This window comes from Nocardia sp. NPDC005746 (assembly GCF_040630785.1).
Classification (GTDB): Bacteria; Actinomycetota; Actinomycetes; order Mycobacteriales; family Mycobacteriaceae; genus Nocardia.
The window spans coordinates 81,784-98,584 of record NZ_JBEXYE010000001.1 but is presented as its reverse complement, the minus strand read 5'-3'; the positions used below and the strand labels follow the sequence as shown (position 1 = coordinate 98,584).

The following is a 16,801-nucleotide window of genomic DNA, read 5'->3' as shown; positions in this document are numbered from 1 at the left end:
CGTGCACTGCACGCCGGGACCGATTCGGCTGTCGGCTACGCGACGATGTTCACCAGGCGGCCGGGCACCACGATGATCTTGCGCGGCGGTTTGCCGCCCAGCAGCTCGGCGATCTTCTCGTCGGCCAGGGCGGCGGCCTCGACCGCGGCCTGATCGGCGTCGGCGGGCACGCTGATCCGGCTGCGGACCTTGCCGTTGACCTGGATCGGGTACTCGACCGAATCCTCCACCAGCAGTGCGGGATCCGCCTTCGGGAAGGGGCCGTGCGCCAGGGCGGTGTGGTGGCCCAGGCGTTCCCACAGTTCCTCGGCCACGTGCGGGGACATCGGAGCCAGCATCAGGACCAGCGGCTCGACCAGGGCGCGGGGCGCGCCGTCGCCGTAGTTCTTGGTCAGGTAGTTGGTCAGCTCGATCAGCTTCGCGCCCGCGGTGTTGTCGCGCAGGTTGGCGTAGTCGTCGTCGACCCCGGCGATGGTCTTGTGCAGCAGGCGCAGCGCCTCGGCCGAGGGCTCGGTGTCGGTGACCTTCAGCGCGCCGGTCTCCTCGTCCACGGTCAGGCGCCACACGCGCTGCAGGAAGCGGTGCGCGCCCACGACGTCCTTGGTCGCCCACGGGCGCGAGGTGTCCAGCGGACCCATCGACATCTCGTAGAAGCGGAAGGTGTCCGCGCCGTACAGGTCGCACATCTCGTCGGGGGAGATGGCGTTCTTCAGCGACTTGCCGATCTTGCCGTACTCCTGGAAGACCTCTTCCTCGACGCCGGAGGCGTTGGTCCAGAAGAACTTTCCGTCCCGCTCCACGACCTCGGCGGCGGGCACGTAGGCGCCGCGCGCGTCGGTGTAGGCGAAGCCCTGGATGTAGCCCTGGTTGAACAGGCGGCGGTACGGCTCGAAGCCGGACACGTCACCCAGGTCGAACAGCACCTTCTGCCAGAAGCGCGCGTACAGCAGGTGCAGCACCGCGTGCTCCACGCCGCCGACGTACAGGTCCACGCCGCCCGGATCCTTCGGACCGTGCTCGGCGGTCCGGGGGCCCAGCCAGTACTTCTCGTTCTCGGGGGCGCAGAAGGCGTCGGTGTTGGTCGGGTCCGCGTAGCGCAGCTGGTACCAGGAGCTGCCCGCCCAGTTGGGCATGACATTGGTGTCGCGGCGGTACTTCTTGGGGCCGTCGCCCAGATCCAGTTCGACGTGCACCCAGTCGGTGGCCTTGGCCAGCGGCGGGGACGGCTCGGAGGTGGCGTCGTCCGCGTCGAAGGTGACCGGCGCGAAGTCCTCCATCTCCGGCAGCGTCACCGGCAGCATGGATTCCGGCAGCGCGTGCGGCGCGCCGTCCTCGTCGTAGACGATCGGGAAGGGCTCGCCCCAGTAGCGCTGGCGGGCGAACAGCCAGTCGCGCAGCTTGTACTGGACGGTGCCCTTGCCGTGGCCGTCGGACTCCAGCTGGGTGATCACCTTGGCCTTGGCGGTGTCGATGTCCAGGCCGTCCAGGTATCCGGAGTTCACCAGGGTGCCGTCACCGGTGTAGGCGGCCTGCGAGATGTCGCCGCCCGCCACGACTTCCACGATGGGCAGGCCGAAAGCGGTGGCGAACTCCCAGTCGCGCGGATCGTGGCCGGGGACGGCCATGATGGCGCCGGTGCCGTAGCCGGACAGCACGTAGTCGGCGATGAAGATCGGCACGCGGGCGCCGTTCACCGGGTTGGTGGCGTAGGTGCCCAGGAAGACGCCGGTCTTCTCCTTGTTCTCCTGACGCTCCAGATCCGACTTGGCGGCGATCGACTTGCGGTACTCCGCAACGGCTTCCGCCGGGGTGTCGGCATTGCCGAAGGTCCAGCGGGCCTCGGTGCCGGACGGCCAGGTGCTGCCGGTCAGCCGGTCCACCAGCTCGTGCTCGGGCGCGACCACCACGTAGGTGGCGCCGAACAGGGTGTCGGGGCGGGTGGTGAAGACCTCGATGATGTCCGAGCCGGCCTCGAACCTGACCTGCGCGCCTCGCGAGCGGCCGATCCAGTTGCGCTGCATGGACTTCACGTTCTCCGGCCAGTCCAGCTCGTCCAGGTCGTCGACCAGGCGATCGGAGTAGGCGGTGATGCGCATCATCCACTGCCACAGGCGCTTGCGGAACACCGGGAAGTTGCCGCGCTCGGAGCGGCCGTCGGCGGTGACCTCCTCGTTGGACAGCACGGTGCCCAGGCCCGGGCACCAGTTGACCATCGAATCGGTCTGGTACACCAGGCGATAGGAGTCGACCACGGCATTGCGCTCGACCGGCGACAGGCCGGCCCAGGCCCGGCCGTCGGCGGGAGACCGCTTGCCGGAATCGAATTCGGCGATCAGCTCGGTGATCGGGCGCGCCTTGTTCAGGCCCTCGTCGTACCAGGCGTTGTAGATGCGCAGGAAGATCCACTGCGTCCACTTGTAGTACTCGGGGTCGGTGGTCGCGAACGACCGTCGGCGGTCGTGGCCGAGGCCCAGCCGGTCCAGCTGCCGCTGCATGGTTGCGATGTTCGACATGGTGGTGTCGCGCGGGTGCGCGCCGGTCTGCACCGCGTACTGCTCGGCGGGCAGGCCGAAGGCGTCATAGCCCAGCGCGTGCAGCACATTCCGGCCGTGCATGCGGTGGTAGCGGGCGAACACGTCGGTGGCGATGTAGCCCAGCGGGTGTCCGACATGCAGGCCCGCGCCCGACGGGTACGGGAACATGTCCTGGATGAACAGCTTGTCGGCGGGAACGCCGGCGGCCAGCGGGCCGACCGGGTTGGGCGCGAAGAAGGTGCCGCGCTCCTCCCAGTTGCGCTGCCACTTGCGCTCGACGCGGCCGGCGAGGTCGGCGTTGTAGCGGTGTGCGGGAACGTCGCCGCCCCCCGCCGCGGTCGCGGTGGGTGTTTCGGTTGCACGGGTGTCCTGCACGGTCCTGCCTTCGCTTGTCCAGCCAATCCCCGATTAAGGTCGCTCACCAGGGTAAAACGTCGGTACCTCGGGCCCCAAAAAGGGTCGAGGCTGCTCCCGCCGACGGTGTCCGGAGCAGGCCCGCGGCGGGTCCGCACCGGCCTGACAGGTACCGTGGCGGGGTGTTCGTCGTGGCGCTGATCCTCTTTGTCCTCGCGGCTGTGGCCGTGGTCACGGGCGTGCTCGGACTCACCGGCACCCTGCCCGGCAATCGCTATTTCGGGGTGCACTCCGACGCGGCGCTGAAGACCGAGGAGGCCTTCAAGCTGGCCAACAAGGTGGCCGGCCCGACCTCCATCGTGGCGGGTCTGCTGCTCGCGGCGAGCGGCGCGGTGGCGCTGGTGGCCGGGGGCGTCCCGGCCTTGGCGCTCGCGGTGGTCGCCGTGGTGATCGCGCTGTTCACCATGGGTGCGGGCGCGGCGGCGGCGGAGAAGGCCATCGCGAACGCCTTCCCGGAGGAGAAGGTCGGCGGGTGCGGCAGCGCATGCGGCGGGTGCTCGCTGCGCGACACCTGCGAGACCGCCTGACTCACTCGGTGAGCGAGCGCCGCATCCAGATGTGCGGGATGCCCGCGTCCATGCCGATCTCCCCGAACCGCACGTAGCCCAGCTTCTCGTAGAAGCCGGTGGCGTGGGTCTGCGAGTGCAGTTCGATCGCGACCAGTCCACGGGCCCGCGCCCGCTCCTCGATGGCCCGGACCAGGGCCGCGCCGAGTCCGGTGCCGCGGGACTCGGCCAGCACGGCCAGCCGCCCGAGAATCCCGATCCCGTCCCGCACGATGAGCCGCCCGGCCCCCGCGGGCCTGCCGTCCAGCAGTCCCAGGAAATGATCGGCGACCTCGTCGAGCTCGTCGATCTCGATCTCCTCCGGCACGCCCTGCTCGGCGACGAAGACCTTCAACCGCACGGCGTAGGCGTCGGCGAGTTCCCGCTCGGTGCTGACGGTGACGACCTCGATCATGAACTCAGCATGCCTCAGTGCGCCGGATCACTCGCCGAGGGTTCGCCCGCGCACGGCGGGGTCGGAATGCCCCGCGAGAGCGGGCTGCCCTTCGGATTCACGTAGAACACGGTCAGCATGATGGGCCGTCCGCCGCTGTTGCGCGCCAGATGCGCGTGCCGGGGACCGCTGGGCTCGCGGAAGACTCGCCACGGCCGCACGGTGACAGGCGTGCAATCCGCTCGCGGATGATCGAGCGCACCACCGGTGACCAGCACGAACAGGGTTCCGTCGTGGTAGTGCCAGCCGGTGCGGCCGCCCGGCTCGAGGATCGTCTGCCGCAGTACGAATTCCCATCGCGCCACACCGAATCGGAACAGCACCCGGCTGGCCGTCCCGGCCGCCGGTGCGGGATTGGGCCGGAAGCCGTGTCGCGGATCACGCCTGGAGAAGACCACGATCCATCATTGCCGATCCGGGTGGCCTCAGTGCCGACCGCGGCCGAGCAGTCGCGCACGCAGGCCGCGGCGCGGGCGCGGGTCGGGCAGGCCGACCGACGCGGCGAAGGCGGCCGCGTCCTCGGGGGTGCTGGTCTTCGGGCGGGTGCGCGCCCACTCGAGATACCGGGTGCGGAAGTCGGGACCGGCGGCGACGGCCAGTCCCGGGAAGCGCCGCGCCACCTCGTCGGCCCGCTTGTGCAGCAGGCCGTGGGCGGTGGCCGCCAGGTCACCGGTGTCGAAGCCGGGCGGCGGACTGTCCCCGGCGACCAGGGCGCGCACGATCGCGGCCTGCTGTTCGGCGAGTGTGCCCGCGGCGCGCTGCGATTCGATGGTCATGCCGGAATCGCCTCCGGGTGCAGGGTGACGGGCGCGCGGCCGGACGCCGCGGCGATGGCGTTCAGCTCGGCGGCGAGTTCGGTTGCGGGCGGGTAGTTTCCGTCGCGTTCCAGCATGAGCGGGACCGATCGCCCGGTGGTGAACTCGGCCACCAGGTCCAGGACCTCGGCGGGGACGCTGTGCACATGCGTGTCGATGTAGCGTCCGTCCGACTCGTGGCCGCCCGCCACATGGCAGTAGGCGACCCGTTCGGCGGGTAGCCGCAACAGCTCGGTCAGCGGGTCACGTGACGTATTGCGGGCATTGGCATAGACATTCGCGATATCGAGCAGTAGATAGACGCCGGTGCGTTCCACCAGTTCCTGCAGGAACTCGGCCTCGGTGTAGTCGGCGTCCGGCCATTCGAACAGCGCCGCGATATTCTCCACCGCCAACGGTACGTCCAGCTGTCTGCTGGCGCGGAAGATATTGCGCTCCAAGGCATCCAGCGCCTCGCGGGTGCGCGGGACCGGCAGCAGGTGACCGGCTTCCAGTCCGCCCGCGCGCACGAAGGCGATGTGCTCGCTCACCAGCGGCGAGCCCAGGGCCCGCGCGCAGTCGGCGAGATGCGCGACCCGCCGGTCGTCCACCCCTTCCGCGCCGCCCAGGGACAGTGAAACACCGTGCGGCACCGCCGGTATCCCGCGCGCCACCAGCGCGGCGAGTTCCTCCGGCACCACGGCCCCGGCGCCCCGCCCGCGCCTGCGCCCGGAACCGCTCGGCGCCAACGTCTCCGCGATGACCTCGCAGAAGCCGATGCCGTCCAGCGCGGCGACCATGCCGCAGATCTCGCGCCGCCAGCCGATGCCCAGCGCGCCCTCGGGAAGCGGTGATCCGGTCATCCGCCGCAGCCTCCTCCGCCACAGCTGCTGCCGCAGCTGCTGCTACTCCCGCAGCTGCTGCCGCCTCCGCTGTCGCTGGTGCCGCAGCTGGATCCGCTGCCGCACGAGCTGCTTCCGCCGCCACTGGTTCCGGCCGCGAGATCGGCGGCCCCGGCGAGGGCCGGGTCCAGGGTCCACAACACGAGCGAGCCGTAGAGCGCGACCGCGAGGGCGGCGCTACCGGCGCCGTACGCCGCGTAGGCGGGCGCGTTGGCGGGTCTCAGATGCAGGTTGTTGTTGCGGGCGTGCTCGATGGTGTCGCGGCCGCGTCGGGTCAGCCGCGGCGCGCGACCCACCACGACGGTGACGACGCTCAGCACGATCATGACGATCACCAGGAAGCCCACCGAATGATGGCTTGCCACACCAGCGATCAGCCGGGCAAGTCCGAGCAGCAGCACGGCGAAGAGCGGAAACCGGGCCGTCCGCAGAGATTTTCGCTGCTGGTCGCCGAAGAGGTAGCCGCGGTAGCTGAGGTCCTTGCGCATCCGATCGGTGACGCCGGCGGTCGCGACCAGCATCGACGTCATGTTGAGCTGGTCCGATCGGCTCAGGCTCGCCCACAGGGTGCGGGAGATCTGATCCAGCTCCGAGGCCTCGCCGGCGCTGTAGGGCCGGACCGGTCTGCCGCTGGAATCGATGATCCCGTGGCCGCGCAGCTGTGCGAGCGCCGCCAGCACCGGCCGCCGGTCGTCGACGAGCAGGGCGGTCTCGCTCGGCGTCAGCGGTCCCGCGGGCGGCCAGGCCGGGTCGATCCGCCGCAGCACGCTCGCGCGGATCGCGTATCCGGCAGCGATCGCCAGCAACCCGGCGAGGACATAGAACAAGAGGAAGGCCGGGCCGGATATCCCCCAGGTGTTGGTCGCGGTGGCGGCCGCGACGGTCCCATGGACCATGGCGATTCCCCTCGGGAGTCGTCGTGACAGTCGATCAACTCCAGTATCGCGGCTGCGCGGGTGCCGTGTTATCCGAGCGACCTCGGGGTGGTCATCCGAAGAAAATTTCGGTGATTAGCCTGATCCGGTGCGATTTCTCAGCAAGTTCTACATCGACGGCTTCATTCTGTCGATCCTCGGGATGGTCGTCCTGGCCAGCATCTTCCCGGCCCGGGGCGACGCCGCCGAGGTCGTGAACTGGCTGACGAAGATAGCCATCGCGCTGCTGTTCCTGCTCTACGGCACCCGCCTGGCGCCGCACGAGGCGATCGAGGGCCTCAAGCACTGGCGACTCCACTTGACGGTGCTGTCCTGCACGTTCATCGTCTTCCCGCTGATCGGCCTGGCCGCGCGGGTGCTGGTGCCGCACATCCTCACCCCCGACCTCTACACCGGTGTGCTGTTCCTGTGCCTGGTGCCGTCGACGGTGCAGTCCTCGATCGCGTTCACCTCCATCGCCAAGGGCAATGTGGCGGGCGCGATCGTGAGCGCCACGGTGTCGAACCTGCTGGGCGTGTTCCTGACCCCCGCGCTGGTGATCCTGCTCATGAACACCACCGGCCAGGCGAGCGTGGATCCGTCCGCGGTGGTGGACATCGTGCTGCAGCTGCTGGTGCCGTTCTTCGTGGGCCAGTTGATCCGGCCCAAGGTGAAGGGCTTCCTGTCCCGCTACGCCGAGCCGACCAAGCTGGTGGATCGCGGGTCCATCCTGCTGGTGGTCTACAGCGCCTTCAGCGCGGGCATGGTGGAGGGCATCTGGCACGCCATGTCGCCGTGGCGGATTCTGGGGCTGGCGGTGGTGTGCTGCGTGATCCTGGCGATCGTGCTGGCGGCCACCGGTTTCCTCGGCGAGGCGGTGCGGTTCGATCGCGCCGACCGGATCGTGGTGGTGTTCTGCGGTTCCAAGAAGAGCCTGGCCACCGGGCTGCCCATGGCGACGGTGCTGTTCGCCGGTCACTCGGTGGGCCTGGTCGTGCTGCCGCTCATGATGTTCCACCAGATTCAGCTGATCACCTGTGCCGCTCTCGCAGGACGCTGGGCTCGTACCGCGCCGTGAGTGACAGCAGCCGGCTGTCCTCGCGCCGCAGCGCGCGGCGCAGTCCGGCGGAGGGCCGGTCGGCCAGGGCGTGCAGCACGGCGCGGTGCGCACCCGGATGACCCACCGCGATGCGGGCGCTGCCGTCCGGGTAGCGCTTGGCCGCGATCCCGGCCCGGGCCAGCGCGGGCGCGATGTCGCGGCCGGGCAGGTACAGGAAGTTGGCGCTCGAGCGCGGCACCCGGATGCCCGCGCGGCGCAGGTCTGTCCGGAGTAGCTCGCGTTCGGTGGCGATGCGCAGAATCCGTTCGCCCAGTTCGGCTTCCGCGGCATAGGAGGCGCGCACCGCGGCCACCGCCGGGCCTGGCACCCCGAACGGCAGTTGCAGCCGCCGCACCCGCCGCACCGGCTCCGCCGCGCCGAAGGCGTAGCCGATCCGCAGCCCGGCCAGCCCGTACGCCTTCGAGAAAGTGCGCAGGACCAGCACATTGGGATGCCTGTGGATAAGTTCGAGCGGGTCCAGTGCGTCGGCCGCGCCGAGGAATTCGACGTACGCCTCGTCCAGGATCACCGGCACCCGCGCCGGAACCGAGCACAGGAACGCCTTCAACTCGCTGGCCCCGACGACGGTGCCGGTCGGATTGTGCGGGCGGCACACCGCGATCAGTCCGGTGCGGTCGCCGACCGCACGCGCCATGCCCCACAGGTCCTGGTTGCCGTTGCCGTCCAGCGGCACCGCCACCGGCCGCAGTCCCGCCATGTTCGCCATGATCGGATAGCCATCGAAGGTCGGTGTGGCGTAGACGAATTCGGATCCAGGGCGAGGGAGGGTCTGCATGATCTGCATGGCGACCCCGGTCGCGCCCGCCCCCACCACGATCCGGTCGGCGTCCACCCCGAGGTGCTCGCCGATCAGCCGGGGCAGCCGCTGCGGCAGGAATTCCGGGTACCGGTTGACCCCGCCGAGACTGGTGTCGATCGCGGCGATGACGGAAGGCAGCGGCGGAAAAGGATTCTCGCTCAGGCTCAGGTCGAAGCGGACGGCGCCCGAGTCGGCGCGCAGCCCCGTCGGCCACGGCACGGGGCGGGTCATCGGGCGGCTCCCCAGCGCACGGCCGCCGCACCCGCGAAGTCGCCCGCGTGCGCGAAGGCGGCCATCAGCACCACCGAGCCGTTGCGCAGCCGCCCCGCCCGGTTCTCGGCGTCGAGGGTCACCGGAATGCCCGCGGCGAACAGGTTTCCGCAGCTGTCGAAGGTGTCGGGATGCCGTTCGGGCGGCAGTTCCATGGCCTCGTTCCAATTGCGCAGGAACAGCCGGTTGGGCTGGTTGGTGACGAAGGTGTCGAGATCGCTGGACTTCACGCCGATCCGCTTGCACACCGCCTGCGCGACCTCCGGCACCAGCCGATTGCCGCGCGTCATCACCTTGGCCACTTTGGATTCGGTGAAGCTGACACAGCCCTGGCCTTCGCCCGGCTCCCAGTACTTGCGGTCGCCGTTGGTGCTGAATTCCATATCGCCCGCGAACTCCGGATAGGTGCGGCATTCGATGTCGAGGATCGGCGCGGAACCGTCCTTCACCAGCAGCCCGACCCCGCAGCCGTCGCCGGGGACGGGGGCCTGCGCGAGCCCGCGGATATCGGGCTGGGTGAACACCGGGCCCGCGCAGTTCTGGGTGCAGGCGATGAGCGCGGTGCGCGCGTCGGTGGTCTGCAGGATCATGCGGGCGGTCCACATCATGTGCACGAACGCCGCGCAGCCGCCGTTGTGGATGTCGAAGACCCAGCGCGGCTTCATGTTCAGCCGCCGCGCCACTTCCGGGCCGGCCCCCAGCACGGGGTTGTCGGGCAGCTGGGTGTGGGTGAGCAGCACGTCGATGTTCGAGATCTCCTGTGCCCCATGGCGTTCGATGAGCGGGGCGACGGCCTGCTCGACCATGTCCACGGCGGTCTCGTCGCGACCCACATGGTGACGGCCCTGGGGAGCGCGGAACATGACGTTCTTGGCCATCCGGTCCGAGCGCGAGAACTGCGTGAAGTACTCGGTGCCGACCGGATCACCGGGCAGGTACCCGGCGACATCGACCAGACTGACCGCGGGCGGCATCCGCAGGGCGGGATCGGTGAAGTCCATGGCGCGTCCTCATTTCATCCAGGCGGGCTTGATGGGTAGCCCGTGCGAGGCCCGGTACTCCGCGATGCCCCGGAGGTTGTCGAGCTCCAATTGGTGCCCGGCGGAGAACATCTCCCAGAAGTCGCCCACCCACACCTTGCGCTTGTCGGGCGCGGTGTCCTTGTAGGGGTTCTTGTCGTAGAACGGGTGATGGCAGTTCGTCCACAGCACCACCGAGCCCGGCTTGTCGAACACCACCTGGGCGTCGACCACCCGCATCAGATAGACCATCCACAGGTGCTCGCGCTGATCCCAGGCGCAGTGGTAGTCCACGGTCATGGCTTCGGGATTGGCCACCGTGCGGGTGTAGATCCGGGTGTTGTCGCCCAGCCGGTCGTAGGACTCCCACAGTCCGGGTTCCTCGGTCTCGGTGAATCCGCGCAGGCTGTAGGTCCACTCCTCCAGGCACCGGGTGTCGGCGAGGTACTCGTACAGGTCCCGGGGCGGGGCGTCGATATAGCCCTGGACCGGGCAGAAGTCGCCGAAGATCTGGTCGTGGGGGTACACCGAGCGGAGCATGTCCAGGATGATCGGGGTGGTGGCGTCGCGATCGGAGTTCTCGATCCGCAGCACGCCGGGCACGACCGCGTCCGGAATGTCACTGAGGGCGGGCAGGGCACGGGTGGTCACGGATTACCTCCTGGGTGGCGTCAGGAACGGTGTGAACGGCGGGATTTCGTCGGGATCGCAGTCGATCGCGACGAACGACGGACCCGGGCGGTCGAGGCAGTGCCGCAGCGCCGCGGCGAGCTCGGCCCGGTTCTCCGGTGCGTGGGTGCACAGATCCGGGAACATGGCGGCCATCCCCGCGCCCGGATACGCGGGACGAAATCGGTTGAAGCTGTACCGATCCCCGTAGTACAGCTGTTCGCGGGTGACGCACATGGCGTGCGCGTTGTTGTTGAGGACGATGAAGGTGATCGGCAGCCGGTGCTCGACGGCGGTGTGAATCTCCATGCCGTGCATGAAGAACGCCCCGTCCCCGGCGATCACGAAGGTGCGCCGCGAGCCGCCGTCGGGGCGGCGGTGGCGGGCGAACGCGGATCCGATGCCGGCCCCGAACGCGTACCCCATGCCGCCCATGCCGAGCGCCACCGTGAACCGGCCGCCGCGCGGCAGCCGCAGGTGATGCACCACGGCCGCACCGGTATTGCCCGCATCGGCGAACACGTCCGCGCCCGGCGGCAGGGCGTCGTTGATGATCTCGACCACCTCGCGATACCGCAGTCCGGGACCGTGTGCGGGCGGGACGGGCAGCGGCGTGAGGGCGGGCTCGCGGTGCGGATGGGGTCGCAGCGGAATGATCCGGGCGGTGTTCTCGGCCGGGGCGGAATCCAATTCGGCGATCAGCTCGTTGAGCGTCTTGGCCAGGTAATTGCTGTGCGCGTGGGCGGCGGGCAGGTACGGCGGCAGCGCGCCGACGCTCGCCAGCGGCACGGCCGCCAGCGCGTCCTCCATACCCGCCCGGGCGGTGACCGGCATACGGGTGCCGATCAGCAGGCACAGGGCGGCGCCCTGCAGCGCGTCGAGCAGTTCCGGATTGCCCATGCTGCCGGAGACGCCGCAGAACCCCGGGTCGGCGTGGTGGTAGACGTCCTTGGCGTCGGGCGCGACCCCGACGGCCGCGTCCAGCCGGGCGGCGAAGCGGGCCAGTTCGTCGCGGGCGTCGTCGCGGGCCACTTGGTCCCCGGCGATGATCACGATCTTGCCGAGGGCCCGGGCGCCGCGCACGATGTGCACCACCCGCCACAGGCTCTCGATCTCCCGGCGGTAGTCGCGCGAGGGCGGCACGAAATCCGGGGTGACCAGGTCGGCCTGCTGAATATCTTTGGGCAGCAACAGGATCGCGGGGCCACCGCGGCGGGCGGCGGTGACGGCGTGGGCGAGGTGCGCGGGCAGGTCGGCGGGAGCCTCCACCCGCGCGCAGTACTGCGAGATCGGCGAGTACAGCGCGACCGCGTCGAAGCTGCCCGCCTGCCCGCTGGAGTCCTGGAACGCGCCCCGGCCCTCCAGCGCGGTCGGGGGCTGGCCGATCAGGGCCAGCACCGGCACCCGGGAAGCGAAGGATTCGGCGAGCCCCGCGACCAGGTTCACGGCCCCGCCGCCGGACGTCGCGCAGACCACCCCGAGACCCGAGGTGGAGCGCGCGTAGCCGTCGGCCATGGTGGCCGCGCCGAACTCGTGCTTGGCGACGACCGCGGTGATCAGGTCGCGCTGTTCGTAGGCCGCGTCGTACAGGTCCTCGATATTGGCGCCGCCGACCCCGAACAGGTGCCGTACGCCCAGCGTCGAGATCGCCTGGACCAGCCGGTCCGCGACCCGTGTACCGCTATGCATGGGCGATTCCTTTCGGTGGTCGCCACCGGTGACCGAGTACCGCTCACTCGGGATACGAAATCCCGGTAGGCAGCGGTTCAATCCTGCTGCTCGACTGCCGGTGTTCGTGGGGTTTCAGGGGTGAAGTCCCTGAGAGTTCCGAGAGTTGGATCAACTCTTGCCGTGTATGTATACGTCTACGTATAGTTGGGTCATGCCGAACAAGACGATCTACGTTTCCGATGACGACCTCACACTCTTTCAGCGGGCTCAGGAGCTGGTCGGGGGCAATCTCTCGGGGGCGATCGTGACGGCGTTGCGGCGCTTCATCGAGCTCGAGGAGGGCCGCCAGCAGGGTTACGACGAGGTGGTCCTCAAGGTCGGCAAGGACGGGATCCGGCAGGTTCGATTCTCCGCCACCCTGCTGACCGACTGGCATCAGGTGACCAATGAGCGCATCGAGGACATCCGGGTGTACCGCACACGCAAAGGCGCGTACGCGGTGCACAGCCACTTCTCCAACTGGTCGGAGTTCCCGGCCGACACCAACATCCTCAAGGACTGGCGGCAATGGCGGCGCTTCCTCGGTGTGGGGGAACAGAATTGGGGAGACTTCACCCTCGAGGTCTTCGACACCGTGCAGGAGTTGAGGGGCAAGATCCCGGATCGGCTCTACGCCCGCGTCATCGACGCCACCGAACATCCGAACGTCGAGGACCTCGACATCTGATTCGACAATCCGTGTAACACAACCGAACAGCTGTAACCGACAACCTTGACCGCAAGCTTCGGCGGTCACGGCGTAGATGACGCATGCATTCATGCCTATTAATTGATGAGAGGGAGACATGAACCTCGAACCCGGTCCGGTGGCCATCAGCGTCACCGGCCTGTGCAAATCCTTCGGCGAGCAGATCGTGCTCGACCGCATCGACTTCACCGTGCCCGCGGGCAGCGTGTTCTCGCTGCTCGGGCCCAATGGCGCGGGCAAGACCACCACCGTGGAGATCCTGTCCACGCTGAAGCGGCCCGACGGCGGCGAGATCAGCGTCGGCGGGCACGATCCGGTCACCGATCCCGGCGGGGTGCGGTCGGTCATCGGGGTCACCGGCCAGTTCTCGGCCGTCGACGAACTGCTCACCGGGCGGGAGAATCTCCTGCTGATGGGGGACCTGCACCAGCTGCCGCGCGCCGAGAACCGCAGGCTCGCAGCGGAACTGCTGGCCACCTTCGATCTCGAGGAATCCGCCGACAAGATCGCGTCCAGCTACTCCGGCGGTATGACGCGGCGACTCGATCTGGCCATGACGCTGGTCGGCGATCCGCGCATCATCTTCCTCGACGAACCCACCGTCGGATTGGATCCGCGCAGCCGCCGGGCCATGTGGGACATCATTCGCGACCTCACCGCGCGGGGCGTCACCATCTTCCTCACCACCCAGTACCTCGAAGAAGCCGATCAGCTGGCCGATCGCATCGCCGTGCTGCATCAGGGGCGGCTGGTGGCCCAGGGCACGGCGGATCAGCTCAAGCGCATGGTGCCGGGCGGATACATCCGGCTCGACTTCCTCGAACGCCGTGAATTCGACTCCGCCGCACAGTTGTTCGGCGACGCGGCGCGGGTCAACGGTGATCTCACGCTGGCCATTCCGAGCGACGGCGCGGTGCGCTCGGTCCGCGAGGTGCTCGACCGGCTGGACGCGGCGCGGGTGGAGCCCGCGGGACTGTCCGTGCACACCCCCGACCTCGACGATGTCTTCCTGGCCCTCACCGGCGGCCACGCTTCCATCGAGGAGAACCTGAAATGAGCACTCTCACCACGTCGTTCGCCGATTCCAAGACGATGCTGCGGCGGAATCTGGTGCACGCCAAGCGGTATCCGGGCATGACCTTCGCGCTGGTCATCATGCCGGTGGTGCTGCTGCTGTTGTTCAACTTCGTATTCGGCGGCGCGCTGAAGTCAGCCACCGGCGGCCGGTACATCGACTATCTGACGCCCGGCATGATGCTGCTGATCCCGGCCTACATGGTCGCGGGCATCGCCGTCGGGGTGTCCACCGATATGACCAAGGGCATCATCAATCGCTTTCGCACCATGCACTTCTCGCATCCGTCGGTGCTGACCGGGCACGTGGTGGGCACCTGGATCCAGGGCATGGCCGGGGTGCTCGTGATGACGCTGGCCGCGGTCGCCATCGGCTTCCGGCCGCACGCGAACGCGCTGGAATGGCTGGCGGCGTTCGGACTGCTCGGGCTGATGGTGTTCGCGGTGAACTGGCTCGGCGCGGGCTTCGGCCTGGTCGCCCAGACTCCGGAGAGCGCCTCCAACCTGCCCATGCCGATCATGCTGCTGCCCTTCCTCGGCAGCGGGCTGGTGCCCACCGACACCATGCCCGCCGGGGTGAAGCAGTTCGCCGAGTACCAGCCGTTCACGCCGATCACCGAAACCCTGCGCGGGCTGCTGATGGGCGGGCCGATCGGGCACAACGGGGCGCTCGCCATCGGCTGGTGCGTGGTGATCACCGTCGCCGGATACTTCTGGGCCACCACGACTTTCCGTCGCAAGACCGCCTAGAGCCCGGCCGCCATCAGGACCTTGCCGGACAGGTTGCGGATCTCCACCGTCTTCAACTGCTCCGGCGAGGCCGACGCGGTGCCGTCCAGGGTCAGGCTCTGGCCCGACTTGACCGTCCACTCGGCGAGTTTGGACTGTACGCCGTCGACGCGGGTTACCCACATCGTCAGCGTCCACGCGTACACCTCGTCCTTCTCGTCGGACGGCGGGTAGGCGCACCACATGTCCACCCGGGTCTGGCCGTTGATCGACACCACCTTGAAGGTGGCCTGCATCGGGGTGTCGGTCTGCGGCTTCAGCGGTCCCTGCGCCACCACCTGCTGCACCACCGCCGGACGGTCGGATCGGTCGACGGTCGCGGTCACCGGCACCGCCACGGCCACCGCCGCGGCCGCCGCCGCCACCGCCGCGCCGATCGACCGCCGGCGGCCGCGCCGGCGGCTCGCCAGCGCCCGGTTCGCCAGGGCGGGCAGCAGGCGTTCGGGCGGCGGCGGCACGCTCGCGGCCGGATCCTCCTGCGCCGCAATCGACAGCGCGGTCTCCGGGTCCACCAGGGCCAGCAGGCCGGGCAGTCCCGCCAGTTTCGACACGGCCGCGCGGCAGGTGTCGCATCCGGTCAGATGCTCCTCGTACTCGCGGCGGTCGTCCCGGGTGAGAGCGCCGAGCACATATGCGCCATCCCACGTGGTGTAGCCATCGCACAGCTCATGGCCCTCGGTCATCTCGTCACCCCCATCTCCTGCAGCACCAATCGCAACGCCCGCATGCCGTAGTGCATGCGCGACTTGACCGTGCCCTCCGGAATCTCCAGTTCCCCCGCGATCTGATGCGTGGACAGGCCCCGGTAGTAGGCACGGACGATCACCTCGCGGTGATCGACGCTCAGTCGCGCCAGCGCGTCCGCCACCAGCCACCCGTCCAGCGCCCGATCCGTCTTGTCCGGTTCGGGCACCTCCGGAGGGTGATCGGTGCGGAACTCGCGCCGGCTGCGCGCGCTGCGATGCTCGTCCACCGCCAGGTTACGGGCGACGGTGAACAGCCACGCCCGCGCGGAACTGGTGGACTGATCCAGCACAGTGGGCCGCTGCCAGGCGCGTAGCAGGGTCTCCTGCACGATGTCCTCGGCCCGGCCCGGATCTCCGACCAACCCGTAGGTGTAGCGCCACAGTGCGCCCGCGTGCTCCTCGTAGAGCGCTCGGAGCAGGGCGGCCTGGTCCTCCGGCATCGCGCTAACCCGCCTCTCCGCGACTCTCGCCGACGGCGGGGTGCCACATCGGTCGCGCACCGGACCGGCGGTGTGAAGCTGGAGTTCTGGGCGTACCCGGTGAGTTACCCATGGATCACCAGATCAGTTGTCGCGTTCGGGACGGCAGTGGGTGCCATACCGGATCCACGATCCTAGTTGCGTTCCAGTTCGATCGGGTGCGTCGCGAGGAGGGAGAGGGGGAGGGGTTGGCGGCGCAGGACGTGGGCCCAGAGGTCGACGCGGCCCGCCAGGGGGTCGGTGGGCAGAGCCGAGAGCACGATCCAGTCGCCGCGGTCCAATTCGCCTTGCAGCTGGCCGAAGGTCCAGCCCGCGTAGCCCGCGAAGACCCGGATGCCGTCGACCAGACCGTCGATCTGGTCGGGGTCGGAATCCAGGTCCACCAGGGCCACCCGGCCGTCGACCCGCCGCACGCCGGCCACCCCGGCGATGGACGCGCCCACCTTGATGGTGGCCAGGCAGAGTGCCGCATCGCGTTTCACGGGGCCGCCGATGTAGAGGGCGCGTGGCCCGGCAGCGAGTTCGGACCAGTTGGGGAGCACATCGTGCAGGGCGGTGTCGCTGGGCTTGTTGAGCACCACGCCCCAGGTGCCGCCGTCATTGTGCTCGAGGATGTAGACCACCGAGCGCCGGAAGGACGGCTCGGTCAGATCGGTTGCCGACACCAGCAGAGTTCCTGGCCGAACCACCTGGTCCTCATGCCGGAATTCGCGTCGAGATCGGTCACCGTGTTCCTCTGCACGTGCCACTCAGTCATCATCGCACTGAGACTGGGTAATTGCGTTGCTTAATTTGCTGGTTACCCTTTTGTGCCGTCGGGGGGCGGAAGAACTTGTCCCGCATACCTTGCGGTTGGTAGC

18 protein-coding genes are annotated in these 16,801 nt (G+C 69.0%); 5 read left to right on the top strand and 13 right to left on the bottom strand.

Annotated features, from left to right (window positions below):
• Nucleotides 1-35: 35 nt before the first annotated feature.
• Nucleotides 36-2,909, bottom strand: a complete 2,874-nt coding sequence (gene leuS, locus ABZ412_RS00450; protein WP_357274595.1) for a leucine--tRNA ligase — start codon at nucleotides 2,907-2,909, stop codon at nucleotides 36-38.
• Nucleotides 2,910-3,070: 161 nt separating this feature from the next.
• Between leuS and ABZ412_RS00445 the strand changes: the two genes are divergently transcribed.
• Nucleotides 3,071-3,475 carry an SdpI family protein gene (locus tag ABZ412_RS00445; RefSeq protein WP_357274593.1) on the top strand — a complete coding sequence of 135 codons (405 nt, stop codon included), beginning with the start codon at nucleotides 3,071-3,073 and terminating at the stop codon, nucleotides 3,473-3,475.
• Nucleotide 3,476: 1 nt separating this feature from the next.
• Here the strand turns inward: ABZ412_RS00445 and ABZ412_RS00440 are convergent, their stop codons facing one another.
• From ABZ412_RS00440 to ABZ412_RS00420, 5 genes are read right to left on the bottom strand one after another with little or no spacing between them, the layout of a single operon-like run.
• Nucleotides 3,477-3,908, bottom strand: a complete 432-nt coding sequence (locus tag ABZ412_RS00440; protein ID WP_357274591.1) for a GNAT family N-acetyltransferase — start codon at nucleotides 3,906-3,908, stop codon at nucleotides 3,477-3,479.
• Between the two features lie 14 nt (nucleotides 3,909-3,922).
• The gene (locus tag ABZ412_RS00435; protein ID WP_357274589.1) at nucleotides 3,923-4,345 is read right to left on the bottom strand and encodes a hypothetical protein; all 423 of its coding nucleotides are present in this window, start codon (nucleotides 4,343-4,345) and stop codon (nucleotides 3,923-3,925) included.
• 27 nt (nucleotides 4,346-4,372) lie between these two features.
• A complete protein-coding gene (locus ABZ412_RS00430) occupies nucleotides 4,373-4,723 on the bottom strand; it encodes a hypothetical protein (protein ID WP_357274587.1) in 351 nt (116 codons plus the stop codon).
• Nucleotides 4,720-5,604: a DUF692 domain-containing protein gene (locus ABZ412_RS00425; protein ID WP_357274585.1), complete on the bottom strand. Its 885-nt coding sequence runs from the start codon at nucleotides 5,602-5,604 to the stop codon at nucleotides 4,720-4,722. The genes ABZ412_RS00430 and ABZ412_RS00425 overlap by 4 nt, the downstream gene beginning before the upstream one ends.
• A complete protein-coding gene (locus ABZ412_RS00420) occupies nucleotides 5,601-6,539 on the bottom strand; it encodes a TIGR04222 domain-containing membrane protein (RefSeq protein ID WP_357274583.1) in 939 nt (312 codons plus the stop codon). Before ABZ412_RS00420 ends, ABZ412_RS00425 begins: the two co-directional genes overlap by 4 nt.
• A gap of 127 nt (nucleotides 6,540-6,666) precedes the next feature.
• On the opposite strand from ABZ412_RS00420, the gene ABZ412_RS00415 reads away from it, so the two are divergent.
• Nucleotides 6,667-7,635, top strand: coding sequence for a bile acid:sodium symporter family protein (locus ABZ412_RS00415; RefSeq protein ID WP_357274581.1), 969 nt, complete (start codon nucleotides 6,667-6,669; stop codon nucleotides 7,633-7,635).
• Here the strand turns inward: ABZ412_RS00415 and ABZ412_RS00410 are convergent.
• The 4 genes from ABZ412_RS00410 to ABZ412_RS00395 are packed head-to-tail and all read right to left on the bottom strand — an operon-like array spanning nucleotide 7,589 to nucleotide 12,123.
• A complete protein-coding gene (locus tag ABZ412_RS00410; RefSeq protein WP_357274579.1) occupies nucleotides 7,589-8,707 on the bottom strand; it encodes an aminotransferase class I/II-fold pyridoxal phosphate-dependent enzyme in 1,119 nt (372 codons plus the stop codon). The two genes, ABZ412_RS00415 and ABZ412_RS00410, sit on opposite strands and share 47 nt — an antisense overlap.
• Nucleotides 8,704-9,747 carry a 3-oxoacyl-[acyl-carrier-protein] synthase III C-terminal domain-containing protein gene (locus ABZ412_RS00405; RefSeq protein ID WP_357274577.1) on the bottom strand — a complete coding sequence of 348 codons (1,044 nt, stop codon included), beginning with the start codon at nucleotides 9,745-9,747 and terminating at the stop codon, nucleotides 8,704-8,706. The genes ABZ412_RS00410 and ABZ412_RS00405 overlap by 4 nt, the downstream gene beginning before the upstream one ends.
• Nucleotides 9,748-9,756: 9 nt before the next feature.
• The gene (locus tag ABZ412_RS00400) at nucleotides 9,757-10,416 is read right to left on the bottom strand and encodes an SRPBCC family protein (protein WP_357274575.1); all 660 of its coding nucleotides are present in this window, start codon (nucleotides 10,414-10,416) and stop codon (nucleotides 9,757-9,759) included.
• A 3-nt stretch (nucleotides 10,417-10,419) separates the two neighbouring features.
• Nucleotides 10,420-12,123: a thiamine pyrophosphate-binding protein gene (locus ABZ412_RS00395; protein WP_357274573.1), complete on the bottom strand. Its 1,704-nt coding sequence runs from the start codon at nucleotides 12,121-12,123 to the stop codon at nucleotides 10,420-10,422.
• A 193-nt stretch (nucleotides 12,124-12,316) separates the two neighbouring features.
• Here ABZ412_RS00395 and ABZ412_RS00390 point away from each other — a divergent pair, with 193 nt between their 5' ends.
• From ABZ412_RS00390 to ABZ412_RS00380, 3 genes are all read left to right on the top strand, one after another.
• Entirely contained in the window at nucleotides 12,317-12,832 is a 516-nt protein-coding gene (locus ABZ412_RS00390; protein WP_357274571.1) for an EXLDI protein, read from the top strand.
• A 118-nt stretch (nucleotides 12,833-12,950) separates the two neighbouring features.
• On the top strand, nucleotides 12,951-13,910 hold the full coding sequence (locus ABZ412_RS00385) for an ATP-binding cassette domain-containing protein (protein ID WP_357274569.1): 960 nt from the start codon (nucleotides 12,951-12,953) through the stop codon (nucleotides 13,908-13,910).
• Complete coding sequence (locus ABZ412_RS00380) at nucleotides 13,907-14,677, top strand: ABC transporter permease (RefSeq protein ID WP_357274566.1); 771 nt, start codon at nucleotides 13,907-13,909, stop codon at nucleotides 14,675-14,677. The genes ABZ412_RS00385 and ABZ412_RS00380 overlap by 4 nt, the downstream gene beginning before the upstream one ends.
• On the opposite strand, the gene ABZ412_RS00375 is transcribed toward ABZ412_RS00380, so the two are convergent.
• The 3 genes from ABZ412_RS00375 to ABZ412_RS00365 all read right to left on the bottom strand — a co-directional run bounded on the left by ABZ412_RS00375 (nucleotide 14,674) and on the right by ABZ412_RS00365 (nucleotide 16,690).
• Nucleotides 14,674-15,399 carry a zf-HC2 domain-containing protein gene (locus ABZ412_RS00375; RefSeq protein WP_357274564.1) on the bottom strand — a complete coding sequence of 242 codons (726 nt, stop codon included), beginning with the start codon at nucleotides 15,397-15,399 and terminating at the stop codon, nucleotides 14,674-14,676. The two genes, ABZ412_RS00380 and ABZ412_RS00375, sit on opposite strands and share 4 nt — an antisense overlap.
• A complete protein-coding gene (locus ABZ412_RS00370; RefSeq protein ID WP_357274562.1) occupies nucleotides 15,396-15,902 on the bottom strand; it encodes a sigma-70 family RNA polymerase sigma factor in 507 nt (168 codons plus the stop codon). The genes ABZ412_RS00375 and ABZ412_RS00370 overlap by 4 nt, the downstream gene beginning before the upstream one ends.
• Before the next feature lie 173 nt (nucleotides 15,903-16,075).
• Nucleotides 16,076-16,690 carry a YqgE/AlgH family protein gene (locus ABZ412_RS00365; RefSeq protein ID WP_357274560.1) on the bottom strand — a complete coding sequence of 205 codons (615 nt, stop codon included), beginning with the start codon at nucleotides 16,688-16,690 and terminating at the stop codon, nucleotides 16,076-16,078.
• Nucleotides 16,691-16,801 lie beyond the last annotated feature (111 nt).